This is a genomic window from Streptomyces aquilus, from assembly GCF_003955715.1.
Lineage (GTDB): Bacteria > Actinomycetota > Actinomycetes > Streptomycetales > Streptomycetaceae > Streptomyces > Streptomyces aquilus.
Window position 1 is genome coordinate 1349772 of the sequence record NZ_CP034463.1, and the last position, 26204, is coordinate 1375975.

Annotated in this window: 21 protein-coding genes; 11 read left to right on the forward strand and 10 right to left on the reverse strand. The window is 70.7% G+C overall.

Annotated elements, in window-relative coordinates; genetic code table 11:
• From EJC51_RS06345 to EJC51_RS06365, 5 genes are all read left to right on the forward strand, one after another.
• Nucleotides 1–2394, forward strand: a complete 2394-nt coding sequence (locus EJC51_RS06345) for a penicillin acylase family protein (RefSeq protein ID WP_126270125.1) — start codon at nucleotides 1–3, stop codon at nucleotides 2392–2394.
• A gap of 139 nt (nucleotides 2395–2533) precedes the next feature.
• On the forward strand, nucleotides 2534–2815 hold the full coding sequence (locus EJC51_RS06350) for a hypothetical protein (RefSeq protein WP_126270126.1): 282 nt from the start codon (nucleotides 2534–2536) through the stop codon (nucleotides 2813–2815).
• Nucleotides 2816–2869: 54 nt separating this feature from the next.
• Nucleotides 2870–3175 (forward strand): hypothetical protein, encoded by a 306-nt coding sequence (locus EJC51_RS06355; RefSeq protein WP_244362529.1) that lies wholly within the window; start codon nucleotides 2870–2872, stop codon nucleotides 3173–3175.
• Complete coding sequence (locus tag EJC51_RS06360; RefSeq protein WP_126270127.1) at nucleotides 3162–3611, forward strand: hypothetical protein; 450 nt, start codon at nucleotides 3162–3164, stop codon at nucleotides 3609–3611. The genes EJC51_RS06355 and EJC51_RS06360 overlap by 14 nt, the downstream gene beginning before the upstream one ends.
• A gap of 73 nt (nucleotides 3612–3684) precedes the next feature.
• Complete coding sequence (locus tag EJC51_RS06365) at nucleotides 3685–4383, forward strand: alpha/beta hydrolase (RefSeq protein WP_126270128.1); 699 nt, start codon at nucleotides 3685–3687, stop codon at nucleotides 4381–4383.
• Between the two features lie 156 nt (nucleotides 4384–4539).
• Here EJC51_RS06365 and EJC51_RS06370 read toward each other — a convergent pair whose 3' ends face one another.
• The 6 genes from EJC51_RS06370 to EJC51_RS06395 form a co-directional block, all read right to left on the reverse strand.
• Complete coding sequence (locus EJC51_RS06370; RefSeq protein ID WP_126270129.1) at nucleotides 4540–5334, reverse strand: MerR family transcriptional regulator; 795 nt, start codon at nucleotides 5332–5334, stop codon at nucleotides 4540–4542.
• Between the two features lie 12 nt (nucleotides 5335–5346).
• Nucleotides 5347–6141 carry an ABC transporter permease gene (locus EJC51_RS06375; RefSeq protein ID WP_126270130.1) on the reverse strand — a complete coding sequence of 265 codons (795 nt, stop codon included), beginning with the start codon at nucleotides 6139–6141 and terminating at the stop codon, nucleotides 5347–5349.
• A complete protein-coding gene (locus EJC51_RS06380) occupies nucleotides 6138–7094 on the reverse strand; it encodes an ABC transporter ATP-binding protein (protein ID WP_126270131.1) in 957 nt (318 codons plus the stop codon). The genes EJC51_RS06375 and EJC51_RS06380 overlap by 4 nt, the downstream gene beginning before the upstream one ends.
• Before the next feature lie 378 nt (nucleotides 7095–7472).
• Nucleotides 7473–7817: a hypothetical protein gene (locus tag EJC51_RS06385; RefSeq protein WP_126270132.1), complete on the reverse strand. Its 345-nt coding sequence runs from the start codon at nucleotides 7815–7817 to the stop codon at nucleotides 7473–7475.
• A 30-nt stretch (nucleotides 7818–7847) separates the two neighbouring features.
• Nucleotides 7848–9410 carry an acyl-CoA synthetase gene (locus tag EJC51_RS06390; RefSeq protein ID WP_126270133.1) on the reverse strand — a complete coding sequence of 521 codons (1563 nt, stop codon included), beginning with the start codon at nucleotides 9408–9410 and terminating at the stop codon, nucleotides 7848–7850.
• Nucleotides 9411–9474: 64 nt separating this feature from the next.
• Nucleotides 9475–10584, reverse strand: coding sequence for an NAD(P)H-dependent flavin oxidoreductase (locus EJC51_RS06395; RefSeq protein ID WP_126270134.1), 1110 nt, complete (start codon nucleotides 10582–10584; stop codon nucleotides 9475–9477).
• 104 nt (nucleotides 10585–10688) lie between these two features.
• Between EJC51_RS06395 and EJC51_RS06400 the strand changes: the two genes are divergently transcribed.
• From EJC51_RS06400 to EJC51_RS06410, 3 genes are all read left to right on the forward strand, one after another.
• A complete protein-coding gene (locus tag EJC51_RS06400) occupies nucleotides 10689–12446 on the forward strand; it encodes a serine hydrolase domain-containing protein (RefSeq protein ID WP_126270135.1) in 1758 nt (585 codons plus the stop codon).
• Between the two features lie 107 nt (nucleotides 12447–12553).
• Entirely contained in the window at nucleotides 12554–12937 is a 384-nt protein-coding gene (locus tag EJC51_RS06405; RefSeq protein WP_166682835.1) for a toll/interleukin-1 receptor domain-containing protein, read from the forward strand.
• A gap of 30 nt (nucleotides 12938–12967) precedes the next feature.
• Nucleotides 12968–16930, forward strand: coding sequence for a HEAT repeat domain-containing protein (locus EJC51_RS06410; RefSeq protein ID WP_126270137.1), 3963 nt, complete (start codon nucleotides 12968–12970; stop codon nucleotides 16928–16930).
• Nucleotides 16931–16947: 17 nt separating this feature from the next.
• Here EJC51_RS06410 and EJC51_RS06415 read toward each other — a convergent pair whose 3' ends face one another.
• A complete protein-coding gene (locus EJC51_RS06415; RefSeq protein ID WP_208870690.1) occupies nucleotides 16948–18513 on the reverse strand; it encodes a phytoene desaturase family protein in 1566 nt (521 codons plus the stop codon).
• Nucleotides 18514–18588: 75 nt separating this feature from the next.
• On the opposite strand from EJC51_RS06415, the gene EJC51_RS06420 reads away from it, so the two are divergent.
• Entirely contained in the window at nucleotides 18589–18879 is a 291-nt protein-coding gene (locus EJC51_RS06420; protein WP_126270138.1) for a hypothetical protein, read from the forward strand.
• A 15-nt stretch (nucleotides 18880–18894) separates the two neighbouring features.
• On the opposite strand, the gene EJC51_RS06425 is transcribed toward EJC51_RS06420, so the two are convergent.
• From EJC51_RS06425 to EJC51_RS06435, 3 genes are all read right to left on the reverse strand, one after another.
• Nucleotides 18895–21135 (reverse strand): serine/threonine-protein kinase, encoded by a 2241-nt coding sequence (locus tag EJC51_RS06425; RefSeq protein ID WP_126270139.1) that lies wholly within the window; start codon nucleotides 21133–21135, stop codon nucleotides 18895–18897.
• A gap of 62 nt (nucleotides 21136–21197) precedes the next feature.
• Nucleotides 21198–22055 carry an oxygenase MpaB family protein gene (locus tag EJC51_RS06430; protein WP_126270140.1) on the reverse strand — a complete coding sequence of 286 codons (858 nt, stop codon included), beginning with the start codon at nucleotides 22053–22055 and terminating at the stop codon, nucleotides 21198–21200.
• A gap of 53 nt (nucleotides 22056–22108) precedes the next feature.
• Complete coding sequence (locus EJC51_RS06435) at nucleotides 22109–22768, reverse strand: DUF6338 family protein (RefSeq protein WP_126270141.1); 660 nt, start codon at nucleotides 22766–22768, stop codon at nucleotides 22109–22111.
• 107 nt (nucleotides 22769–22875) lie between these two features.
• Between EJC51_RS06435 and EJC51_RS47650 the strand changes: the two genes are divergently transcribed.
• Both EJC51_RS47650 and EJC51_RS06440 read left to right on the forward strand, forming a co-directional pair.
• Nucleotides 22876–23043, forward strand: coding sequence for a hypothetical protein (locus EJC51_RS47650; RefSeq protein WP_165951336.1), 168 nt, complete (start codon nucleotides 22876–22878; stop codon nucleotides 23041–23043).
• Nucleotides 23044–23053: 10 nt separating this feature from the next.
• Nucleotides 23054–26185 carry a CHAT domain-containing tetratricopeptide repeat protein gene (locus tag EJC51_RS06440; RefSeq protein ID WP_126270142.1) on the forward strand — a complete coding sequence of 1044 codons (3132 nt, stop codon included), beginning with the start codon at nucleotides 23054–23056 and terminating at the stop codon, nucleotides 26183–26185.
• Nucleotides 26186–26204: the final 19 nt, after the last annotated feature.

A 26204-nucleotide genomic window follows, 5' to 3' on the forward strand; every position in this document is an offset into this window, starting at 1 on the left:
ATGCGCACCCGCCTCAGACGTGCCGTCGTCGCGGCCGTCGCCCTGCTCACCGCCACCTCCGCCCTGCCGGCCGCCGCCGCTCAGGGCCACGGCCGGCAGCAACACCCCTCGCACGGCGGCCTGTCCGCCACCATCCGCTACACCGAGTACGGCATTCCGCACATCGTCGCCAAGGACTACGCGAACCTCGGCTTCGGCACCGGGTGGGCGCAGGCCGCCGACCAGGTGTGCACGCTCGCCGACGGTTTCGTGACCGTGCGCGGCGAGCGGTCCCGCTTCTTCGGCCCCGATGCCGCGCCCGACTCCTCCCTCTCCTCGGCCACGAGGAACCTCTCGAGCGACCTCTATTTCAAGGGAGTTCGCGAGTCCGGCACGGTGGAGAAGCTGCTCGCCGAACCGGCGCCGGTGGGCCCCAGCCGGCAAGTGAAGGACCTGATGCGGGGCTTCGCCGCCGGGTACAACGCCTGGCTGCGGCAGAACCGGATCACCGATCCGGCGTGCAAGGGTGCCGCCTGGGTCCGGCCGGTGACCGAACTCGACGTCGCGGCACGCGGGTTCGCGTTCGCCGTACTGGGCGGCCAGGGCAGGGGTGTGGACGGGATCACGGCCGCCCAGCCGCCGACGACGGCCGCCGCGGGCGCCCCGAACGCCCAGGACACGGCCCGGGCGGCCCGGGAGCTGCTGGCCGCCGACTCCGCCGACATGGGGTCCAACGCTGTCGCCTTCAGCGGCGCGACGACCGCGAACGGCCGCGGACTGCTGCTCGGCAACCCGCACTACCCCTGGCAGGGCGGGCGCCGCTTCTGGCAGTCGCAACAGACGATCCCGGGTGAACTGAACGTCTCCGGCGGCTCGTTGCTCGGCTCGGCGACGATGTCCATTGGCCACAACGCCCGGGTGGCGTGGAGCCACACCGTCGCCACGGGCGTCCCCCTCAACCTCCACCAGCTCACGCTCGACCCGGCCGACCCGACGACGTATCTCGTCGACGGCGAGCCGGAGCGGATGACGCGACGCACGGTCACCGTCGGGACGAAGGACGGCGCCCCGGTCACCCGCACTCAGTGGTGGACGCGGTACGGCCCCGTCGTCACGTCGCTCGGCGCGTCCGTCCCGCTGCCGTGGACGACCACGACGGCGTACGCCCTCAACGACCCGAACGCGGCCAACCTTCGTGCCTCCGACACCGCGCTCGGCTTCAGCAAGGCGCGCGGCACCGCGGACGTGCTCAAGTCCCTCCAGCGGACGCAGGGGCTGCCGTGGGTGAACACGATCGCCGCCGACGCGGCCGGTCACTCGCTGTTCACCCAGTCCCAGGTGCTCCCCCGCGTCACCGACGAGCTGGCCCAGCGCTGCTCCACCCCGCTCGGCAAGGTCACCTACCCGTCGGCGGGGCTCGCGGTCCTCGACGGCTCGCGCGGCGACTGCGCGCTCGGCGGCGACGCGGACGCCGTACAGCCCGGGATCTTCGGCCCGGCGAAGATGCCGACGCTCACGGACGCGCCGTACGCCGAGAACTCCAACGACAGCGCCTGGCTGGCCAACGCCGAGCGGCCGTTGACCAGGTACGAGCGGATCTTCGGCACGATCGGCACGCAGCGGTCGCTGCGGACGCGCGGGGCCATCGAGGACGTGGCGGCGCTGGCGCGGCGCGGCGATCTGACGGTGGCGGACCTCCAGGCGCAGCAGTTCGCCAACCGGGTACCGGCCGGCGACCTGACCGCGGCCGACGCGGCGAAGGCGTGTGCCGCGTTGCCCGGCGGCACGGCAACGGGCAGTGACGGCAAGGCCGTTGACGTGACCGAGGCGTGCGGGGTGCTCGCGGCGTGGGACCGCACGGCGAACACGGGCAGCCTGGGCGCGCTGCTCTTCGACCGCCTGTGGCGGCGCATCCCCGCGGCCCAGCTGTGGAAGGTGCCGTTCTCGACGGCCGACCCGGTCGGCACCCCGAACACCCTCAACACGGGCACCACGGCGTTCACCACGGCACTCGCGGACACGGTCACCGAGCTCCGCACGGCGAACATCCCGCTCAACTCCCCCTTGGGAGACCACCAGTTCGTCATCCGGAACGGCAAGCGCATCCCGGTCCCCGGCGGCACCGAGTCGCTCGGCGTCTGGAACAAGGTCGAGCCGGTGTGGGACGCGGCCAACGGCGGCTACACCGAGGTCTCGACCGGCTCCAGCTACATCCAGGCGGTCGGCTGGAACGGCAGCCGCTGCCCGGTAGCCCGCACCCTCCTCACCTACTCCCAGTCCTCGAACCCCAACTCCCCGCACTACAGCGACCAGACCCGCCTCTTCTCGCAGGAGCGCTGGGTGACGTCCCGGTTCTGCGAGAAGGACATCCTGTCGTCGCCGGGGTTGAAGGTGGTGCGGGTGCGCGAACGCTGAGCCTCGGCGCTGGATGCATTGACCCGCAGGGTTGTTGACGCGGGTGATGGGCGGCTGGCCGCCGAGTGCGGTGTGGCAGCGGTGGCGGTTGCAGGTGCGCCACGGGCCGATGCCGGGTTCGCCTCCGAAGGAGTCCGCGGTGTACTCCAGCAGGACGGCGGTCCCGGCGTCGTGCGCGTTCGTCAGCGACTGCTCCACGAAGCCGCCGGGGCTGGGGTACGCATCGGACAGGAACACCTGGAACGACTGGTCGGCCGTGGATTCCTCGCCGTGGAACACCTGGAGCGTCGCCCTGGCCAAGCCTGACAGCGAACGGCTCCTGCTGGTCAGCCCGGAACTGGCGGACGCCCTTTCCACCATCATCCGCCGCCTGCTACGCGATATCGACAGGGGGAATGGGACGCTTTCCTCACCACTTTGAGAAGCGCAAGGTCTCCATCGGCACCTGCGGTCGCCTTTTCAGGCCCTTGTGTTCATGAACACGCTTGCGTTGGCTGCTCGCTTCTCCAGCCGGCCCGACCCGGCCCAGTGCGGCCGGTTGGAGGTGATCCGCGACAGCCTCGTCGCCCGCATCGCCGAGGCCGAGCGCGAAGGCTGGCTCGGAGAGGTCGAAGGGCTCCGGATCAGCTTGGCTGGCGCCGAAGACAAGCTCGTTCACATGGACCGACAAACTTCCGGCGGTACGGCGATCGACCTCGGCATGCCAGGCATAGCCCCAGCTCAAAGTCCCCAGATGGAGGGAACGGCTTCGCTGGCACAATCACTGGATGACCAGCAATGACATCCGGTTCCACTGCCGGCACCGTGGCGACGGCGGCCCGCTCGTGATCGTCCCCCGCATCGACGGAGCACCGCTTACCGAGCTGATCGACGGGTTCGAGATCGCGGCCGGGATGCAGCCCGCAGGCGACGCATACGGCGGTCTGATCCCGGAGTTCTTCCAGTTCGGCCCGATGCAGGATCACTTCCTCGGACGGTCCGCCAACGCGATGGGCCCCAAGACACCCGTTCTCGGTTGCGAATGCGGCGAATGGGGATGCTGGCCCCTCCTGGCCCGTATCACCACGACAGCCGGCCTCGTGATCTGGGACTCCTTTGAGCAACCCCATCGCAAGACTCGCGAGTACACGGCATTCGGTCCGTTCCAGTTCGACCGTCGCCAATACGATGACGCTCTACGCGCACTGAACGCCGAAATCGGCCCCGACGAGACGTAATCCCAACCCGCCACCGATGGTTCAGAGAAGCTAGACAGAAGACTGACTCGGCTCCAGGGCGTCGTGGGGCGGCGTGACCGAACAGCTCTTCATTCTCGATGAGATCCCCGGCGTGCTGTGGACGCCTGAAGACACCCACGGCACTCGCCCCCTGATCCTGATGGGACACGGTGGCGGGCAACACAAGAAGGCCCCCGGCATCCTGGCCCGCGCGCATCGCTTCGCCGCCGAGCGCGGGTTCGCGGTCGCCGCGACCGACGTGCCCCACCACGGCGGTCGGCCGAGGGACCAGGAGTTCGACCGGCTCGCGACCGAGTACCGGGCGCGGATGGCCGCCGGAGAGGAAACGGCTGGGCTGGACACCGCCCTGTACACGCTCGTGGTCGGGCAGACCATCGCGGAATGGCAGACGGTCCTGACCGCAGTCCAGCAACTCGACCATATCGGCGGCCGACCGGTGGGCTATTGGGGCGTGTCACTGGGCTGCGCGCTCGGTATCCCGTTCGTCGCCGCAGAACCTCGAGTCCGCGCCGCGGTGCTGGGCCTGCAAGGGGCGCCCGTGCTGGCCGGGACCGCCGCGCAGATCACCGTGCCGGTGCATTTTCTGGTCCAGCGGGACGATGAGCGGATCCCTCGTGCACAGAGCCAGGCGTTGTTCGATGCCATCGGTTCGGCTGAGAAGACGCTGCACGCCAACCCTGGCAAGCACGGAGATCTGCCGCGGTTCGAGATGGACGACTCGCTGCGGTTCTTCGCCCGGCATCTGGGCTGATACTTCTGTAGTCCGCGCCGACGACGAGTGCCTACGCCGACTCGGCGAGGTCGAGGGACTCCAGGTCCCTTGCGTTGGGACTCCGCGGAGGTTGGCTGAGCCAGTGAACGTCAGCAAGGTCCCACCCCGCTAGGAACGCCGCCCTGTAGCGTCTTCCTACCGAGTTCCGGCCGCATCCTGTGTTGGGTTCACCCGCTCAAGCTTCGTCCAGCCGGTCCAGCCTCGCTTCGTGAGCAGTTCGATCAGCCGACGGGTCGGCGGCAGGGTGTCGAACACATGTCTATCCAGCAGCTCGGCGAACGGTGGTTCGATGCCGGTGTCGTCGACGTAGAACTCGCCCTGCTCGTTGGCCATCTGCGTGATGTAGGCGGCCAGCTTGTCGGCCAGTTCGACCAGGCGTGGGTCGTCGTCGGTACGGTCGAGAGCTTTGCCCAGAGTGAGATAGAAGTCGATGATCTGCGGGTCGGCGATCTGCTCCCGCTTTCGTTCCATCCACTCCGGGACCCGCTCGGGTGAGCGCGCGGCCAGCGGGATCCAGCCGTCGCGCTCGACCTGGACAATCCGCTCGTCGACCCCGAGCGCCCGCAGCCGGTCAAGGAACTCGACCACCTCCTGGGGCAGTGCCAGGCTGTCCCCGGCGGCGAGACGGGCGATCCGCTCGCGATGCCGCTGCCGCTCCCGGATCTCCGTCCGCAGCCGCTTGTCGATTTCTGCCACCGCCGCGGCGAACTCCTCCTCGTCGGCATGCAGCAGCTCCCGCACGCGCGCCAGAGGGACGCCGGCCTCGGCGAGGGTCCGGATCTTGACCAGCTCGACCACGGCGCCGGCGCCATACCTCCGATAGCCGGAGTGGTCCCGCTCCGGCTCTGGCAATAGCCCCTTGGCGTGATAGTGCCGCACCGCGCGCACTGTCACTCCGACATACGACGCCAGCTCGCCGATAGTCAGCATCGGACCAGCCTCCTACTTCGCTGCCCGGGTCCGGTAGAGACGCCGTGACCAGAGGTAGCCGACCAGCCCGATCATCGTGCACCCGCCGACGGCCCAGAGCACGTCCGAACCATCGGGCGATCCGGCCAGCAGACCGCGGAAGGCGTCGATGATCGGCGTGAACGGCTGGTACTCGGCGAACCATCGCAGCCCGGTCGGCATCGACTCGATCGGCACGAATCCGCTGCCCACGAACGGCAGCATGATGAAGATCATCGGCCAGTTGCTCGCGGCCTCCGGGTTCGGACTGGCCAGCCCCAGCGCCACGGTGAACCAGGTCATCGCGAGCGACAACAGCGCGAGCAGACCGACCAGGCCCGACCATTGCATCGCTGAGGCGCCGGTCTCCAGACCGAGCAGGAACGCAACGCCCAGGACCGTTGCGAGTGCCAGCGCAGTCTGGACCATCGCGCCCAGCACGTGGCCGGTCAGCACCGAGACCTTGGCGATGGCCATGGTCCGGAACCGGTCGATGATCCCGCCTGTCATGTCGGTGGCGACCGAGACGGCCGTGCTGATGGACACGCTTGCCACTGCCATCACCAAGATCCCGGGAGTGATGAACGTCAGGTAGTCGCCGCGCTCCCTCGCCGGGGTTCCGGGCAGACCGGCGCCCATGGTGCCTCCGAAGGCGTAGACGAACAGCAGCAGGAACAGCAGCGGCAGGCCGATCAGCATCAGCGTCTGCGACGGGTACCGGGCCATGTGCTTCAGGTTGCGGCGCAACATGGTCGCCGAATCGCGGACGGCATACGACGCGGTGTTCATGCCGGCACCTCTTCTGGAGACTCGTCGGCGGTGGAGTGGTCGGTGAGCGCCAGGAACACGTCGTCCAGGTCCGCGGTGTGTACAAAGAGCCCGGTGACCGCGTCGTCGTCGACCTCGGCCAACAGCCGTCGCAGCGTGGTGAGGCTGCCGTCGTGCGGCAGGGTCAGGGTCAGCGCCGTTACGTTCGGGTTCGCTTCGGGGAACTGGCGTGCCAAGTCGGCCAGGCCTTCAGTGTCAGCGGCCTGAAGCTCGACGTGTCCGCCGGGGACCAGCCGCTTCAGCTCGGCCGCGGTGCCCTCGGCGACCAGTCGGCCTCCGTCGAGCACACCGACCCGGTCGGCGAGTTGGTCGGCCTCCTCCAGGTACTGGGTGGTGAGGAAGACGGTGACCCCGTCGGCCACCAGCTCCCGCACGATGTCCCACAGGTCACGGCGGCTGCGTGGGTCGAGGCCCGTGGTCGGCTCGTCGAGAAAGATCAGCCGCGGCCCTGCGACCAGGGTCATTGCCAGGTCCATCCGCCGCTTCATACCGCCGGAGTACGTCACCGCGCGTCGGTCGGCGGCATCAGCCAGGCGGAACCGCTCCAGCAGTTGCTCTACCGCACTCTCCGCACGACGCCGGTCCAGGTGACCGAGGTCGGCCATCAGCCGCAGATTCTCCCGCCCGGTGAGTAACTCGTCCACGGCGGAGAACTGCCCGGTCACTCCGATCGACGCACGCACCTGGTCTGCCTCGTGGCGTATGTCGTACCCGGCGACCCGAGCCTCACCGGCGTCCGCAGGCAGCACGGTGGACAGGATCCGGACGGTGGTGGTCTTGCCGGCCCCGTTGGGTCCGAGCAGGGCGTACACGGTGCCTGCGGGGACGGTCAGGTCGACTCCGGCTACCACCTCGTGGTCACCGTACGACTTGCGTAGCCCGGAGACCTCGATCGCATTGGTTCTCGTCGTCATGCCGACCATGCTGAGAGGTTGCCCCTGCGTCAGGGTCAACTGTTGCGGCTACGTGGCAGCGCGCCCCGAGACGTCGGCCTCTGCCTCACACCGGCCAGTCGGCTGTCGCATGAGCGCGCCAAGTACTTGGTGACAGGCCGCCAAGAAGCACGACCACCCCGCAACCGATTCCTGAGGCCGGAAATGAGCCGTGGTCGTGGTCGCACGTCAGCGTCCGGAGTGCCGTCCGGGCCGCGAGGCGGCGCGGACGGAGTGCCTCTCCCGGTCGGCGGGGCGGCGGCGGAGTCGCGGCGTGCCTGCTCGCGGGACGTTCCTCCCAGCACTGGTTCTCCACGTTCCAGTGGCGTTGCCGCCCGTCCTGCCCTGCAACCATGGCCCCTACCCCCGCCCCTGCCAATGCACTGTCGCGGCGAGGAAGACGGCGAAGAGCAGGCGTCCCAGCCGGCGCAGCAACCATGAGGCGAACCGCCGTGAGAGCGGCGGGCGTTCCTCCTTGCCACGGACGCTCACCGCCGCCGCGAGCAGAGCGCTGGGCAGCAGATGGCCGTCCAGAACCCGGTCGGTCAACGGCAGTCCGATGACCCGCAGGCCCACGAGCCCCGCGGCCCAGGACACTTCGAGGTGCCGGGCACGCAGCGCATGCGCGACAACACGCGCCGCGTCGAAGCCGAACGACGGGGCACGCTCCGTAATGCCGCCGATGAGGGGAGGGACGCCCCCCATCGCCGGGCGTAGAGGTCCTTCTCCAGGTGGTCACACGGGCCGCGTACGCCCCTCCCAGTACGGATCCCGCAACCTCCGCTTGTACAGCTTGCCGTTGGGGTCGCGGGGCATTTCCGTGATGAAGTCGATGGTCTTGGGGCACTTGTAGCCGGCGAGGTGTTCGGCGCAGTGGGCGAGGAGGGTGGCGGCGAGGTCCGGGCCGGGGTCCTGGCCGGGGGCCGGTTCGATGACGGCCTTGACCTCCTCGCCCCAGTCGTCGTGCGGGATGCCGAAGGCGGCCGCGTCGGCGACGGCGGGGTGGGACAGGAGGGCGGACTCGATCTCGGCGGGGTAGATGTTGACGCCGCCGGAGATGATCATGTCGATCTTGCGGTCGCGGAGGAAGAGATAGCCGTCCTCGTCGAGGTAGCCGAGGTCACCGACGGTGAAGAAGTCGCCGATGCGGTTCTTCCTCGTCTTGGACTCATCCTTGTGGTACGAGAAGCCGCCGGTGTTCATCTTCAGGTAGACGGTACCGAGTTCACCCGCCGGCAGCCGGTTGCCCTCGTCGTCGAAGATCGCCAACTCGCTGATGGGCCAGGCCTTTCCGACCGTGCCGGGCTTCTTCAGCCAGTCCTCCGCCGTGGCGAAGGCGCCGCCGCCCTCGCTGGCCGCGTAGTACTCCTCCACGCACGGGCCCCACCAGTCCAGCATCGCCCGCTTGACGTGGTCGGGACAGGGGGCGGCGCCGTGGATGGCGTGGCGCATCGACGAGACGTCGTACCGTGCGAGGGTCTCCTCGGGCAGTGCCAGCAGGCGGTGGAACTGGGTGGGGACCATGTGGGTGTGCGTGCAGCGGTGTGTGTCGATCAGGCGCAGCATCTCCTCGGGTGTCCACTTGTCCATCAGGACCAGGCGGTGTCCGATGTGCAGGGACGCGCTCGCGAACTGGAGGACCGCCGTGTGGTACAGCGGCGAGCAGACGAGGTGGACGTTGTCGTCGTACGGCTTGATGCCGAAGATGCCGAGGAAGCCGCCCAGGTAGGCCTCCTCCGGCGCCTTGCCGGGCAGCGGGCGGCGGATGCCGCGGGGGCGGCCCGTGGTGCCCGAGGTGTAGTTCATGACCCAGCCGAGCTCGCGGTCCTCCGGCGCCGACTCCGGTTGTCCGTCGAGGAGTTCGGCGTACGGCCGGAAGCCCTCGACCGCGCCGACGGCGTACCGGTGCGTGGCCGGGAGGCCCGCCTCGTCGGCGGCGTGGCGGGCGGGCGCGGCGAAGCGCTCGTGGGCGAGGAAGACCTTGGCGCCGGAGTCGGCGACGATCCAGGCGATCTCGGGGCCGACGAAGTGGTGGTTGATCGGGACGAGGTACAACCCGGCCTGGGTGGCGGCGAGATGAGCGGTGAAGAGCTCGACACCGTTGGGCAGGACCACGGCGAAGGCGTCACCGCGACGCAGTCCGGCGGCACGCAGGCCGTGGACGAGACGGTTGGCGGCGGCGTGCAGCCGCGCCGCGGTCCACTCCTCGCCGTCCGGGGCGACGAGGACGGTGCGATCGGGCTCGACGGCGGCCTGCGCCCAGAATCCGGCGGGGGGTGTGCTCGTGGTGCTGGTCATCGGCCGCTCCTTCCGGTGGACGTGTGCCTGTCCCTCGCCGCTTCTTCCGGCGGGCGTGTCCTGGTCACCGGCCGCTCCTTCCGGCGATGCGGTTGATGCGGTCCACCGTCTGTTCGAAGCCGCGGGTGAGGTCGTCGAAGACGTCCTGGACGCTGCGTTCGCGGTTCATCCGGCCGACGATCTGTCCCACGGGGGTGCCGAGCAACGGCTCGACCTCGTACTTCTGGATGCGGGTGAGGGCGTCGGCGACGAGGAGGCCCTGGAGTGGCATGGGGAGGGCGCCGGGGCCGTCGGGGTCGTCCCAGGCATCGGTCCACTCGGTGCGCAGCTGCCGGGCAGGCTTGCCGGTCAGGGCGCGGGAGCGGACGGTGTCGGAGGAGCTCGCCGCGAGGAGTTTGCGGGTCACCGCGGGCGAGGACATGTCGGCCTCGGTGCAGGTGAGCCAGAGCGAGCCCAGCCATACGCCCTGCGCGCCGAGGGCGAGCGCGGCGGCCACCTGCTGTCCGCTGCCGATGCCGCCCGCGGCCAGCACGGGCAGCGGGCCGACGGCGTCCACGACCTCCGGGGTCAGCACCATGGAGGCGATCTCGCCGGTGTGACCGCCGGCCTCGTAGCCCTGGGCGACGACGATGTCGATGCCGCCCTCCTTGTGCTTGAGCGCGTGCCGGGCGCTGCCCGCGAGGGCGGCCACGAGCACGCCCCGGTCGTGAGCGCGTTCCACGACGTCGGCGGGCGGCGAGCCGAGGGCGTTGGCGAGCAGCTTGATCGGGTAGTCGAAGGCGACGTCGAGCTGGGTGCGGGCGACCTGCTCCATCCACCCGGTGATGCGCCACCCAGACACCTCCCCCTCGGCCAGCTCGGGCACGCCGTACTTGGCGAGGGTGTCCCGGACGAACTGCCGGTGCCCCTCGGGGATCATCGCCTCGACGTCCGCCTCCGTGACGCCTTCCACCTTCTTGGCGGGCATGACGACGTCCAGGCCGTACGGCTTGCCGTCCACGTGACCCTCGATCCAGTCGAGGTCGCGTTTGAGGTCGTCGGGGGCGGTGTAGCGGACCGCACCGAGCACCCCGAAGCCACCGGCCCTGCTGATGGCGGCAGCGACGGCGGGGAACGGCGTGAAGCCGAAGATGGCGTGCTCGACTCCCAGTTTCTTGCTCAGCTCCGTCTGCATGGGCGCAGGATGCCGCAGTCCTCCGGAGGACGGAAGAGGTTTCCTGATGCTCCGTCAGATTCCGTGCCGGGGCTGAAGTCACCTGCCGGGGATAGAGTTTCCCGATGACTGATGAGGCGCACACCGGACTGTCCCGCCGTCAGCTCACCCGAAGAGTCCTCGCACTCGGGGGCGCCCTCGCCATCGCCCCGTTCCCGGCCGGCCCCGCGTCGGCGGCGCCCCCCGGCGGACGGCCCACGCTCCGCCACGGATCCGCGCGGCAGGCGGGCCTCTTGGCGGACCACCTCCGTCAACTCGTCACCGACGCCGAGTCGTTCCTCGGTCCTTCCCCCAAGCACCCCTGGTACGCGGGCGCCGTGCTCCTCGCCGGACGCGGCGGCACCGTGGCCCTGCACCGGCCGATCGGGACGGCGGTGCGCTACTCGGCGTACGACGAGAAGACGGACACGGGCGTGGAGTTCCCGCCCGCCGACCAGATCCCCATGGCCGAGGACACCGTCTTCGACCTGGCCTCGGTCTCCAAGCTGTTCACCTCGATCCTCGCCGTCCAGCAGATCGAGCGGGGCCGCCTGGAACTGGAGGCGACCGTCGCCTCCTACCTCCCCGAGTTCGGCGCCGCGGGCAAGCAGGGCATGACCATCCGTCAACTCCTCACGCACACCTCGGGATTCCGCGCCTGGATCCCGCTCTACAACGCGCCGACGTACGAGGAGAAGCTGCGCCTCATCTGGAACGAGGCGCCGCTCAACCCGCCCGGCACCAAGTACCTCTACTCCGACCTGAATCTGATCTCGCTCCAACTGGTCCTGGAGAAGCTGACCGGCCGCACCCTGGACGCCCTCCTCCACGACGAGATCACCGCCCCGCTCGGCATGCGCCGCACCCGCTACAACCCGCCTACCTCCTGGAAACCGAGGATCGCGGCGACGGAGGACGCCCGTACACCGTGGTCGGGTCTCGACCGGGGTCTGGTATGGGGCGAAGTGCACGACGAGAACGCGTTCAGCCTGGGCGGAGTCGCCGGCCACGCGGGCGTCTTCTCCTGCGCCTGGGATCTGGCGGTCCTCGGGCGGACACTGCTCAACGGCGGCGTCTACGGCCGTGCGCGCATCCTGCGCCCCGAGTCGGTGGAGCTGATGTTCACCGACTTCAACACCGCCTTTCCCGGCGACGAACACGGCCTCGGCTTCGAGCTCTACCAGCACTGGTACATGGGCGCGATGGCCACGCCGCGCACCGCGGGCCACACCGGTTTCACCGGCACCTCCCTGGTCCTCGACCCGACGACCGACTCCTTCCTGATCGTGCTGGGCAACTCGGTGCACCCGGTGCGCAGTTGGCGCTCGGGCTCGGCACCCCGGGTCGCCGCCGCGAACCATCTGGCGCGCGCGGTCCCCGTCCGCCCACGGCACGGCCGTACCGCCTGGTTCTCCGGCATGGCGAACGCCACGACGGCCACCCTGACGCTCCCGGCGCTGGACACCTCCTCCGGCGCCGCACGCCTGCGCTGCGCCCTGTGGTGGGACACCGAACCGCAGGCGGACACGCTGACGTTGGAGGCCTCGACGGACGAGGGCACGACCTGGCACGCGCTGCCGTTCACGACCGAGACCGAGGAGCATTCCTCCGGCACGGTCACCGGCTGGTCGGGGCGGGTGTGGCACCGGCTGACGGCCGCACTTCCGGCACACCGGCAGCTATCCCTGCGCTGGCGTTACACCACGGACCGGCTGTACGTCGGGCGCGGGGCGTATGTCGACGGACTGCGGGTCGAGACCGCTGACGTCGTCCTCTTCGACGAGTCACGGCCGGGCGACTCCGGACGGGTCGTCGCCGCGGGGTGGGCCCCAGCCGTCGACTGACGGTGGTGCTGCCACAGGCAGGTAGCATCGTCGGGAATCACATGAGCCTTGTGAATCAATGCAGTTCGCGGGTTTTCCTCGCGCACGACCGTCGACCCGGGATGGAAATGGCGAACGTCTTCATCAGTCATCGCAAGGTCGACGTGTCCCAGGCGGAGCGGCTCGCCGAGGTGGTCTCCGCCGCGGGGCACCAGGTGTGGTTCGACGAATGGGAGATCGGAATCGGGGATTCCATCGTCGACCGCATCACCACCGGGCTCGAAGGAACGTCCTATCTGGTGCTCTGCTATTCGGCGGCCGGTGTCATGAGCCCGTGGATCTCCCGGGAATGGATGTCGGCCCTCCACCGCCAGCTGGACGGCTGCGGGGTCCGCATCCTGCCGGTGAGGTTCGGTGGCTCCGCCCCGGCGATTCTGGCCGATCTCCGCTACGCGGATCTCTCCCAGGACTGGGACACGGGATGCGCGCAGCTCTTGAGGGCCATTCGTTAAAGCCATTCGCTGAACATTTTCGGGGGCACGATGGTCCAGATCCTGATCGCGCATGCCGACGGCGACGAGGCAGTGGCCGCCGAGATCGCGAAGCCGCTGGAGGACGCCGGGTACGAAGTCGTGCATCACGGCAGCCTGTTCGTCGGCGACTCCCTCATGCAGAAGGCGTCGCAGGCGATCGCGCAGGGCAGCCCGGTGGTGCTGTGCGGGACCGTCAGGGCGATCGGGACGGGCTGGGCCAACTTCCTCGTCAACGCCGCCAGACGCCATCAAGAGGCGCGGATCTTCGCGCTCCAGATGGAGGAGAACGCCTATCTCGACTTCCTGACGCTCGACGGCCGGATCGCGCGGTACTGGGAGGACCCCGCCAGAGCCGTCGCCGAACTCCTGGCGGCGCTGTCGGAGTACTACCCGACCCGGAGGCCGGCCGGCGCCGAACAGCGGCTGGACCAGCTCGAACAGCGTTATCGAGAACTCGCCCTGGAAACCTGCGACATCGTCGATCTCGCCAACTTCCCCATCGGGGACCGCGAACTCATCACCAGGGATCTGCTGCTGCGCAGCCTGTACGTGTCCCTGCGCGTCACGGTCGACATCCCGCCGGGCATGGACGCGCACGACCTCGACCGAAAGCTCCAGGATCTCGAAGCGCGCCGCAAGGAGCACGATCAGGAACTGGACGAGGAGTCCGACGACGAACCGGAGGCCGGATCGCGGTTTTCGGTCGGAGAGCGGCTCGAACAGTCGAAGCACCTGGTGGTCCTGGGCGACCCGGGCGCCGGGAAGAGCACCATGCTGCGGTGGATCGCGACGGCGTATCTGCTGCGCCTGAAGTCCGACCCCGACTGGAGCCAGCTCCCGGACGTCGACACCCTGCCCGACGCCGACTGGCTCCCTCTCCTCATCCGCTGCCGTGATCTCGACACGAGCAGGATCGCCGGGTCGCTGGAGGACATGATCCAGCATCACCTGTGCGACACGGAGTTCTCCAGCGAAGAGGCCGCCGAGCTCACCCCGCTCCTGCTGCGCCGCATACGGGAGGGCCGGGTGCTGCTGCTCATCGACGGCCTGGACGAGATCTCGGACACCGGTCTGCGGGCCCGGTTCTGCCGCAAGGTCGAGAAGATACACCTCGCCTATCCCGAAGCCCCCATCATCGTCACGTCCAGGATCGTCGGATACCGGGAGATGAAGCTGCGGATCACCCGGGGCTTCGAGCACGTCACGGTCCAGGAGCTGACGCCTCAGGACAAGGACGACTTCGCCCGCCGTTGGTGCGTGGTGACCGAGCCGCCGGCGCGGCGTGAGTCGGCGGCCCGGGAACTCATCCGGGACATCCACAGCACCGATCGCATCGAGCGTCTGACCGGCAGCCCCATGTTGCTCACCACGATGGCGCTGGTGAAGAAGAAGGTCGGGAAGCTGCCGAGCCGCCGGGCGGACCTCTACCGGGAGGCCGTCGACGTGTTGCTGCACTGGCGCAGTGACGTGGACGAGCGCATGGATCCCCACGAGGCGCTCCCGCAGTTGCAGTACCTCGCGTATTCCATGTGTGCGTCAGGGGACCAGCAGATCCGGCAGGACAAGGTCGTCGAGACCCTGGAGCGGATGCGCCGGGAGTTTCCCGCCGTTCGCCCGGTCCGGAGGCGGTCCGCGGTCGAATTCCTGCGCCGCCTGGAACGGCAGACCGGAATCCTCGTCGAATCGGGGCACGTCAGCCATGACGGCGAACTGGTCCCCGTCTATGAATTCCGTCATCTGACCTTTCAGGAGTACCTGGCGGGCCTGGCGCTCATCGCACGGAGATATCCGGACCGCAATCGGCAGATGTCACTCGCGGAACAGATCGGCGCGCTGACCGCGGAGACCTCCCCCGTCGAGACATCGATGGATCGCGTGGAGGCCGCGATCGCCGAGAACTGGCGGGAGGCCATCCGGCTGACCGTGATGACCTGCAACGACGATGACGTGGACGATGTTCTCCGGGCCATCGCCACGCCGTTGCCCGGGGAGGACGCGGCCACGACGGCACGGGCGCGGGCCGCGCTCGCGTGTGCCTGCCTGGCCGATGAACCCAACGTCAGCGAGGAGATTGCGGCCGACATCATCACCCGGTTCGTCGCCGAGCTGACCGAACACGACGGAATCGGCCCCGCGGACACCGTCGCCGACCTCACTCTCGAAGAGGTGGGAGGCTCCAGTTGGGCCGCCGCTCTCAGCCGGCGGATCGTCGCCGAGTGGTTGCTTGATCCCTCCCAGTACCACCGCCTCGCCGGCCCCGCCGCCACGGTCCTGGGCCGGTCGGCACCGATCGACGAGGAGGCTCTGCACGACTGGGTCCGGAACCAGGTCGCACTCCTAGATGAGCCCGAGCCCGCGGTGGTCGTCGAAGCCGCGCTGGCCCTCATGGAGACCGCCTACACCCGCAGACTCGTCACGGTCCCTGATCTGACCTCGAAACTCACGTCCACCCTGTCCAGGGGACCCTGCGAGGCCACTGCGGCAGCGTGGGCTCTTGGGTGGGTCAAGAGGTCCTCGGCCTGGGAGCCGACGACCGGCGAACTCGCGGATCTGGCCGATGCCGTGGCCTCAAGACGGCTTCCTCCCCAGGCCGTCGTGTTCCTGTTGTGGTGCATTGACAACACCCAGGCGCCACGACACGGCGAGATGGCCCAGGCCATGATGGAGGCCTACATCTCGGCCGACCGGGATGTCCGTCGACACATCGGCGAGAAGTACCTTGCCTTGTTTCCCGAGACGGTGGAGCCCATCGTCCAAGCGAGCCGACACCAGCGCGCAGACGTCCGGCGCGAGGCGTCGCTGCTGCTGGCACGGCTGGACGGTTCGCTGGCCGTGGACCCCTTGTTGGACGCACTGACCAACGAAGACGGGGCAGCGCACGACGACGTCGTCCAGGCGCTCGGCACGCTCGGGGACCCCCGGGCGGTGGAACCCCTGCTCGGTATCCTCACGGCCCCCGACGGCACCACGAACCACGCCGTCGCCACGGCCCTTGGGGAGCTGGGCGACCCACGAGCGGTCCAGCCCCTCATCGACGCCCTCCCCCACACCAGCGGAGAGGTGCACACGGCTGTCGTCCAGGCGCTCGGCACGCTCGGGGACCCCCGGGCGGTGGAACCCCTGCTCGGTATCCTCACGGCCCCCGACGGCACCACGAACCACGCCGTCGCCACGGCCCTTGGGGAGCTGGGCGACCCACGAGCGGTCCAGCCCCTCATCGACGCCCTCTCCGACAGCAAGAGAGCGGCGCGCACCGCAGTGGTGATCGCACTCGGAAACCTCCGCGACCCCAGGGCCCTGGAGCCCCTGCTCGGCATACTGACCTCGGCCCGGCACAGCGTGGATCCCGTCGTCGCGCAGGCGCTCGGGCATCTCGGTGACTCCCGGGCGGCGCAGCCCCTGCTCGACGCCCTGATCGATGACAGTGGCACCCCGTCCAAGGCGGTCGTGGAAGCACTGGGCCGGCTGGGCGACCGCAGGGCCGTTGCCCCGCTCCTGAGCGCTCTCAGGGTTGCTGCCGACACATCACCCCCGGACGACGACCTGCTGATGCACCTGGTCGAGGCGCTTGCCGGCATCGGCGATCCAAGGGCGCTCGAGCCGCTGTCGGAACTGTGGGCGGACGACCTCCCCCGACTCCGTTTCCGAGTGCTTACGGCACGGATGGAGCTAGGAGACACAGGGGCGCGCGAGGCGCTGGACGAGGCCATGACTCACAGCGGTGCGATGACACGGCGCGACGCACTCTGGGCCCTTGCATCCCTGGAGAGCGACCACGTTGACCGGGTGCTGCTCTCCAGGGACCGTGACGGTATCGCTCCCGGGATCGACCCGCAGCAGAAGGTCGAGGAGTCGGCCCTGCCGAGGTATGCCACCGCCGCCCGGCTTCCGCTCCAACGAGTCCGCTCCCGATACGAGGAGTTGGCGAAGCGCTACCCCCTCACGCTCGCCTGGCACCAGCCGTCGGCCTGACGGCGGGTGCCGACCCCTCAACCCGCCACGTCCTCCAACACCGCCATCGCCGCATTATGCCCCGGCACCCCACTCACCCCACCCCCACGCACCGCTCCCGCCCCGCACAGCAGCACGTTGGGGTGCCGGGTCTCGACGCCCCAACGCCCCGTGCCCTCCTGCCGGTACGGCCAGGCCAGGTCGCGGTGGAAGATGTTGCCGCCGGGCAGCCGCAGGTCGCGCTCCAGGTCCAGTGGGGTCTTGGCCTCGATGCAGGGGCGGCCCTCCGCGTCGGTCGCCAGGCAGTCCGCGATGGACTCGGCGAGATGGGCGTCGAGTTGGGCGACGGTCGCCTTCAACAGCTCCTCGCGCACCCCGGAGTTGTCGGCGTCGAAGAGGCGTGCCGGCGTGTGCAGTCCGAACAGCGTCAGGGTCTGGTACCCCTGCTCCACCAGCTCCGGCGCCAGGATCGACGGGTCCGTGAGCGAGTGGCAGTAGATCTCCGAGGGCGGTGCGGAGGGCAGCCGGCCCGCGGCGGCCTCCGCGTGGGCGACGGCCAGCTGCTCGTAGCCCTCGGCGATGTGGAAGGTCCCCGAGAACGCCTCGCGCGGGTCGACGGAGGCGTCCCGCAGCCTCGGCAGCCGCTTGAGCAGCATGTTCACCTTGAGCTGGGCGCCCTCCGCAGGGTCGGGGGGCGCGTCTCCGGTCAGCTCGGCCAGCGCCTGCGGGGAGGCGTTCACCAGGACGTGCCGCGCCGCGACGACGCTCTCGTCGCCGTCCGTCCGGTACGTCACCTCCGCCGTACGGCCGTCCGTGGCGATCCGCACCGCCTCGTGGCCGGTGGCGAGGACCGCGCCCGCGTCCCGTGCCGCCGCGGCCAGGGCGTCCGTCAACGCGCCCATACCGCCGACGGGGACGTCCCAGGCGCCGGTACCGCCGCCGATCACGTGGTAGAGGAAGCAGCGGTTCTGCTTGAGGGAGGGGTCGTGGGCGTCGGCGAAGGTGCCGATGAGGGCGTCGGTGAGGACGACTCCCCGGACCAGGTCGTCGGCGAAACGGTCCTCGACCGCGACGCCGATCGGCTCCTCGAAGAGGGTCCGCCAGGCCTCCTCGTCGTCCACCCGGCGGCGCAGTTCCTCGCGGGTGGGCAGCGGTTCGGTGAGGGTCGGGAAGATGCGTTCGGCGACGCGGCCGGTCATGCCGTAGAAGCGCTGCCAGGCCTGGTACTCGTGCTCGCCGCCGGTGAGCCGCGCGAAGGCCTCGCGGGTGCGCCGCTCGCCGCCGCCGACCAGGAGGCCGGTCGGGCGGCCGTCCCGCTCCACGGGGGTGTACGAGGAGATCGTGCGCGTACGGACGCGGAAGTCCAGGCCCAGATCCCGCACGATCTTCTTCGGCAGCAGGCTGACCAGGTAGGAGTAGCGCGACAGCCGGGCGTCGACGCCGGCGAAGGGCCGGGTGGAGATCGCGGCGCCGCCGGTGTGGTCCAGCCGCTCCAGGACCAGGACGGACCGTCCGGCCCGGGCGAGGTAGGCGGCGGCGACGAGGCCGTTGTGTCCGCCGCCGACGATGACGACGTCGTACGTGTGTCCAGGGAGTGCAGGCATGCCCCTTCGTAACACGCGATGATCTAGGTCGGCCAGAGGGGCGACGCCCTCTGCGGTGGCGTGCAGACTCGGCGCATGGAGCACACGCGGCAGCACATGCACGACCTGATCGACCATCTGGTGCGGGCCGGGAACGCGGTCCGGTACCACCCGTCGTCCGCCGTCGACCCGTTCTGGCACCAGCAGGGCGGCCCCGAGTGCTTCCTCGAACGTCCGATCGACTTCGCGGTGGCCCGGGCGGCGCCGGGTCAGCCGGAGGATCTCGGGTTCAGCGAGGACGAGGACCGGATCCACTGTCTGCGGTGCTGGACCGTGATCACCGGCTCGGATCATGCGTTTCCGGAGTTCCCGGGCCGCCCGCGCTGAGGCGTCGTCCCCGGTTCAGCCGCCGCCCGCCGCGTGTTGCTGACGCAGGACCGCCACCCTCCGGTACAGCTCGACCGCCTCGGCGCCGCGGCCGAGTTGTTCCAGGCAGTGGGCCTCGTCGTTGCGGCTGGCGAGGGTGTCGGGGTGGCCGGCGCCGAGGACGCGTTCGCGGGCGGTGGCGACGCGGCGGTACTCGGTGAGCGCGTCGGCCCAGCGGCCCAGCCAGCCCAGGCCCACGGCGACCTCGCGGCGGCTGACCAGGGTGTCGGGGTGTTCGGGGCCGAGGACGCGCTCGCGGATGGCGCACACGTCGCGGGACTCGGCGAGGGCCTCCTCCCAGCGGCCGAGGCGGCCGAGGTTGACGCCGAGGCCGTGGCGGGCGCGCAGGGTCTCGGGATGGGCGGGGCCGTTGACGCGGGTGCGGTCCTCGATGAGGTCACGGTAGAGCTGGAGGGCCTCGGCGCTGCGGCCGAGGCGGCCGAGGCTGATGCCGACCTCGTAGCGGGCGGCGAGGGTGTCGGGGTGGTCGGGGCCGAGGGCCTGGGCGCGGGCCTCGGCGACCTCGTGGTAGGTCTGCAACGCCTCCGGCCAGCGGCCCAACTGGCCGAGCGCGTAGGCGACTTCGTAACGGGTGACCAGGGTGTCGGGGTGGGTCGGGCCGAGGACGCGGCTGCGGGCGGCGGCCACGTCGCGGGCCATGCGGTAGGAGTCCTCCAGGCGGCCGAGCCGGCTGAGGTTGAAGGCGAGGTTGTGCCGGCAGCGCAGGGTGTCGGGATGGTCGGCGCCCATGGTGCGCTCACGGGCGGCCAGGACGGACGAGTAGACCTGGTGGGCGTCGAAGTGCCGTCCCAGCTGGCCCAGTACGTACGCCATTTCCTGGCGGGCGGCGAGGGTGTCGGGGTGGTCGGGGCCGAGGGCGAGGCTGCGGGCGCGGGCGACGAGTTTGTACTCGCGCAGGGCGTCGGCCGCGCGGCCGGTGCGGGAGAGGGTGAAGGCGACCTCGTAGTGACTGGCGAGGGTGTCCGGGTGGTCGGGCCCGAGGAGGTGCTCGCGTTCGGCGGCGACCGCGCGGTGCACCTCGCCCGCCTCCGCCCAGCGCCCGAGACGGCCCAGGCTGAGCCCGGCGTTGTGCCGTCCGGCCAGGGCGGTGATCGCCTCCTGGGACGGCGCGGGCGGCTCGTCGGGGACGGGCTCGGGTGGCCTGGCGACGACCGTGCGCGGGATCCACTCGCCGGTCAGGGCCGCGCCCTCCGCGGGCGGCGCGGCGCCGACGCCGGGTCCGACAGCCTTGTGGCCCGTGGTCATCCCCCGGGTCCAGGAGGGCAGGCGGGTCGCACGGGACGGCGGTTCGAGGGCCGGGCGGAGCGTCGGCTGCGGGGTCACCACGGTGGGCACGTACGTCGGGGTGGTGCGGCCCAGGCTGATGCGGCGCCCCACCTCGCGTGCGTCGTGCGGACGTTGTTCGGGCTGCTTGGCCAGCAGGTCCAGGATGATCTTCTCGAAGTACGCGGGCACCTCGGCGCGGTGGCTGCGCGGCGGACGGGGCGGGGTGTCGCGGTGGCCGACGAGGATCGCCCAGGCGTCGTCGAGGTCGAAGGGCGGCACCCCGGTGGTGATCTCGTACAGCACGCACCCCAGCGAGTACAGGTCGCTGCGCTGGTCGACCTCGGAGCCGCCGATCTGCTCCGGCGACATGTAGTGCGGGGTGCCCATCGCGATGCCGGTGCCGGTGAGCCGGGAGGTGAAGCCGATGTCATGGCCGAGCCGGGCGATGCCGAAGTCGCAGATCTTCACGGTGCCGTCGGTCAGCCGCATGATGTTCGCGGGCTTCAGGTCGCGGTGCACGATGCCCTGCTGGTGGGTGTAGGCGAGCGCGGCGGCCACCTGGTCGGCGATGTCGACGACGTCCGCGACGGGCAGCGGATGCTGTCGGTTGTCCTCCAGGAGCTGGCTGAGGTTGCGGCCCTCCAGCAGCTCCATGACGAGGAAGAGGATGCCGTCGTCCTCGCCGAAGTCATGGACGACGGTGATCCCGCGGTGCTGGAGGGCGGCGGCGACCCGGGCCTCCCGCCGGAACCGCTCGCGCAGGACGCGGGTGAAGCTCTGGTCATGGGAAGGGCCGAGCGGCTTGAGGCACTTCACGGCGACATGGCGGCCCAGCGACTCGTCGCGGGCCCGCCACACCTCGCCCATGCCGCCGCGCCCGATCAGGTCGAGCAACCGGTAGCGGCCCTGGATCAGCTTGCTGTCCCCCATCTGCTGCGATCGCCCCCGTCGAAGTCGCGCCGCCCCACCCCTGGTCCGTCCAGTATGGCGAGCTATCTCCCGACTTTGTACGGTGCCGGGCGGGAGCCGGGGCCAAGGCGTGACATGGCCCGGAGGATGTGTTTGGGCGGCAGTTGCCAGCGCAGACGTGCGGGAACACAGCGCAACAGGGTGCCCGTGACACGCAATTGGCGGGTGACGGTGGCGGGTCGCGGGGCCGGTCTGCCGTACAACGCGTGGGCGTACGGCGGCAGGGCGGCGTACGCCAGGTGTGCCACGCGCCGCCACAGCACCTCGCGCGCCGGGACGAGCAGGGGGTGCGTCGGCGGGCGGAGCAGGAAGTCGTCCACGGCGCGTGCCTCGGGTCCGGCGGCGAGTTCGGGCCGCACCTTCTCGAAGTAGGCGGCCATCTCGGCCTGGTTCGCCGGTACGGCGTCGGGGTCGAGGCCCACCAGACGGGCGCTGACCCGGTGTTCGGCGATGTAGCGGTCGGCGAGCTCGTCGGTGAGGCGGAATCCGGAGCGGCGGGCGACCTGGAGGTAGGAGTCGATCTCCGCGCAGTGCACCCAGAGCAGCAACTCGGGTTCGTCGACGCCGTAGGTCTCGCCGGTGTCGGGGTCGGTCGCGGACAGCATGCTGTGGATCTTCCGCACCCGGGCACCGGCCCGCTCGGCGGCCTCCGTGGTGCCGTACGTCGTGGTCCCGACGAAGTTCGCGGTGCGCAGCAGCCGGCCCCAGGCGTCCTGCCGGAAGTCGGAGTTCTGCATGACCCCGCGCACGGCACGCGGATGCAGGGCCTGGAGATACAGCGCACGGACACCGGCGACCCACATCATCGGGTCGCCGTGCATCTGCCAGGTGACCGAGTTCGGGGTGAACAGTCCTGGGTCACCTGCTCGAAGGGGGTCCATACCTGTCAGTGTGACCAGGTCGCGCGGGGGTCATCAAGCGGCCCGGCAGGGCCTCATTCGGCGGCGACCGGCTGGGGGCGGACGTAGGTCACGGTCAGTACGGCTATGTCGCGGGCGCTGAGCACCACGAGGTTGACGTTCGGCAGGGCCGCCGCGACCCGGCCGCGGGCCGTCCGGTAGGTGATCTCGCCGCGCAGGGTGAGGTCCCGGTCGCCGTGTTCGGCGGAGGCCCTGCTGTAGCTGTGCAGGATGCCCGCGACGTACGAGCCGTCGTGCAGGATGCAGCCGATGTGCACCGTGGCGTCGGGATGCTCGTGGAAGGCCAGCCACCAGGCGGACTGCTGGGCCTCGCCGAGCCGTCGGCCGGGCCGGTGCGGCGGACGCGCCGCCAGGGCGTGCCCCAGCAGCGCGGCGACGGCCAGGAACGCGGCCGACCACAGGACCACGGCGAGGAAGTGATCGGCCGTGTAGCGGTTCGGGTCGTCGAGCAGCCGCGCCGGGTCGAGCGTCGCACGGGGGAGGAAGTGGGCGAGGAACGCGAAGGCGGCCAGGACGACCCAGTCCACGATCACGCTCACGAAGACCACCGACAGCGTCTCGGTGAACGCGGTGTGCTCCCGTTCGGGCACGGCGCGAGCACGGCGGCGCTGGTACGCATATCCGGGGACGAGCAGGGCCACGAACAGTACGAGTCCGGCCAGAGTACTGGGCATCGGCCCCTCCCCCGCTTGGTGATCGATGGCACAGTTGCAGGGCCGCCGGTGGTCGAAGTCCGGCATACCGGAGTCATCATGACGTGTGCGTGCACTAGGAGGTGCCCGTGAGCGAGGACGAGAGCGGCGCGGTCCCCGAACTGCCTCCCCTCCCGCCCCTCTTGGACGACGACGGTGAGCACCGGGGCGGGCAGGTCCTCGCGGACGAGACCGCGCTCCCGGACACGTCACCGGCCCCGCCACCACCCCCGCCGTCCCCGGGCGGGGACGACTGAGGCGGGACGCGTGGCCCCCGACGAGGACGTGACCGGCCTGTGCCAGGAACTGGTCGACCGCATGGAGGGCTACCGTGCGACCGGTGACGTCCGGCACGTGCTGGGCGACAGCGCGCTCGACACGGCCGCACGCCTGACGGAGGCGCTCCCCGGCCGCTCGTCCGTCGGCCTCGGGTCTTTGATGACCCTCATCCCGTTCCACCTCCTGCGCGCCCGGCTGGGCGCGGGACCCCGGGCCGAGCTGGACGCCGAGCGCGCGGCAGCCCATCGGCGGCGGCTCCAGGAGGAGTACGGGATCACCTTCGTCGAGGACGGCGACGACGACTTCGATCCGGAGTCCACGCTCGTCGTGAACCTCGACGAGCCGGAACCGGAGGACGAGGACGAGGGGGTCGACGACGAGATCATCCGGCTCTGGTACCTGTCCACGGCCACCGGCGACACCCGGCTGCTCGCCCACCTGGTCGACCTGCTGCGGGACGTCGTCCAGGACACCGCACCGGACGACCCGCTGCTGGTCGAGCGGGTCGCGAAGCTCGGGACGGCGACGGGTCGCCTTGCCGCAGTGACCCACGACTCCGCCCTGTCGGACGACGCGGTCGCACTGCTGGACCTCGCGGTCCGGCTGGACCCCGACAACGCCCGGAACCTGGACCGGCTCGGCGTCCAACTCCAGCAGAACGTCGAGCAGACGGGCCGCTGGGAACATCTCGACCGCGCGGTCGCCGTGTCGCTCGCCGCCGTGAAGGCCACGGCCACCCTCTCGCCCGACTACCCGGTCAGGCTCGGCAACCACTGCGCCGCGCTGTGGACCCGGGGCCGCTACGCCAACCACGTCGAGTCCTTCGACGACGCGATCAGGCTGCTGCCGCTCGTGCTCGATCACCCGCACCTCGACCCGTCACTGCGCGCCGGCCATCTGACCAACCTCGGGAACGCGCTCCGCGACCGGGGACAGCTCGTCGGCGATCGCCACGCGATGAGCGAGGCCATCCTCGTCCAGGAACAGGCCCTGGCCGAGATGGCCGACCACCCGACGCCGTACGTCAACGGCATCGGCGTCCGGATGAACCACGCGTCCGCCCTCCTGCTGTGGCACAAGCACGCCCACCACCCGGACGCCCTCACGGACGGCGTCGACCTGCTCCTCGACTGCCTGGACGAGACGGGGCCGGACCATCCGATGCGGCCCATGCTGCTGTGCGACCTCGGCAACGCGCTGGCCCAGGCCGACGAGGACGACATCCGGGCGGGCCGGGAGGCGGCCGAGGCCTTCCGTGAGGCGATCGGCTTGCTGCCGCCGGGACACCCGGTCGCGCCGCTCGTACGCTCCAACCTCGTCGCCACCCTGCTGCCGACCGAGATCCCGCCGGACGGGATGCCCGCGGAGGTGGTCGCCGAGGCCGTGCGGCACGCCGAGCAGGCCGTGGCCATGACGACCGAGGACGACCCGGAGGCGGGTCACCGCCTCAATCACCTGGGGCTCGCCCACAGACACCGGCACCGCCTCTCCGGCGACCCCGGCGACCTCTCGTCGGCGGTGCGGGCCTACCGGGCGTCGGCGCTGCTGGAGACTGCTCCACTGTGGGTGCGGTGGAACTCCTACGAGGCGTGGGGCGAGGCCGCGGCCCTGGCCGGCGACTGGGCCGGGGCGCTCGCGGGGTTCAGCGGGATCGCCGCCCTGTTGCCGCTGACCGTGGGCGAGTTGACGTCCCGCCGCAACCGCGAGATGCAGCTCATGCGCCTGGGCTCCGGCATCCGTGACGCGGCCGCCTGCGCCCTGCGGCTCGATCGCCCGGAGGAGGCCGTGCGGCTGCTGGAGGAGGGGCGCGGTGTGCTGCTGCGGCAACTCGTCGAGCACCGGACGGCGATCGACGACCTCCAGGAGCGCGCGCCCGATCTCGCCGACGAGTACCGGCAGTTGCGCGAAGTCCTCGGCTCCGCGACCACGAGCCGGATCGACGCCGACCACGGGCTCACCCTGGCACGGCAACGCGCGGCACGCCGGCTGATCCGGTTGACCGAGGAGATCCGCCGACGACCCGGTCTGAGCAGCTTCCCCCGGCGCCTGGCCCCCGACCCGCACGCGGCGGCGGCCGGCGGTCCGGTGGTGGTCGTCAACATCAGCCGGTACCGCAGCGACGCCCTCGCCGTCACCGGGCACGGCATCGTCGTAGTGCCGCTCCCGGACGCGACACCGGAGGCGGTCTCGGCGCGGGTCGCCGCGCTCTACGACGCACTCGACCGCCGTTCCGCCGCGCGCGGTGACGCCGCTGCCCGGCGTCGTGTCGAGGCGGACGTGGAGGAGGTGCTGGCCTGGCTGTGGGACGCCGTCGTCGGCCCGGTCCTCGCCCGGCTGTCACTGGACCGTGCGGCCGAGCCCGGCGCCCGGCCCGCCCTGTGGTGGTCGCCGACCGGTGAACTCACCCTGCTGCCCCTGCACGCCGCACAGCGCCGCGATTCGGGGGACGCCGCCCGGCTCTGCGCCCTGGACTGCGTGGTCTCCTCGTACACCCCGACCCTGCGGACGCTCACCCCGTCCGAACCGGCCGCGGCGAGGCGCCCGATGGTCGTCGCCATGCCGCACACCGACGGGTACGGCGATCTGCCGGCGACCGAGGACGAGGCGGGCCGGGTGCGTGCCCTGCTCGGCGGCGGACAGCTGCTCATCGGGGCCGAGGCGACCCGGGAGGCGGTGCTGGGCGCCCTGTCGACGGCCACCCACGCGCACTTCGCCTGCCATGCCGTGTGCCGGCCACAGGACCCGTCCCGCAGCGGGCTGATCACCGCGGACGGACCGCTGACGCTCGCCGAGCTGGCCGGGCTGACGCCGGAAGGAGCCGAGCTGGTCTACCTGTCGGCCTGTGAGACGGCCCGGGGCGGCGATGTGCTGACCGATGAGGCCGTTCACCTGTGCGCCACGCTCCGGCTCGCCGGGTTCCGGCACGCGGTGGGCACGCTGTGGCCGATCGGCGACCGGGTGGCCGTGTACACAACGGACGCTTTCTACCGGGCACTTGTGGGCAACAGGGGAAGCGAGGCCTCTCCCCGGGTAGTGGTCAACGAGGTGAGCAGCCGACTGCGGGACGAACACCCGGACCTGCCGACCCGCTGGGCCACGCTGATCCACGTCGGCGGATGACCGGCCCGGCCGCCGGCGC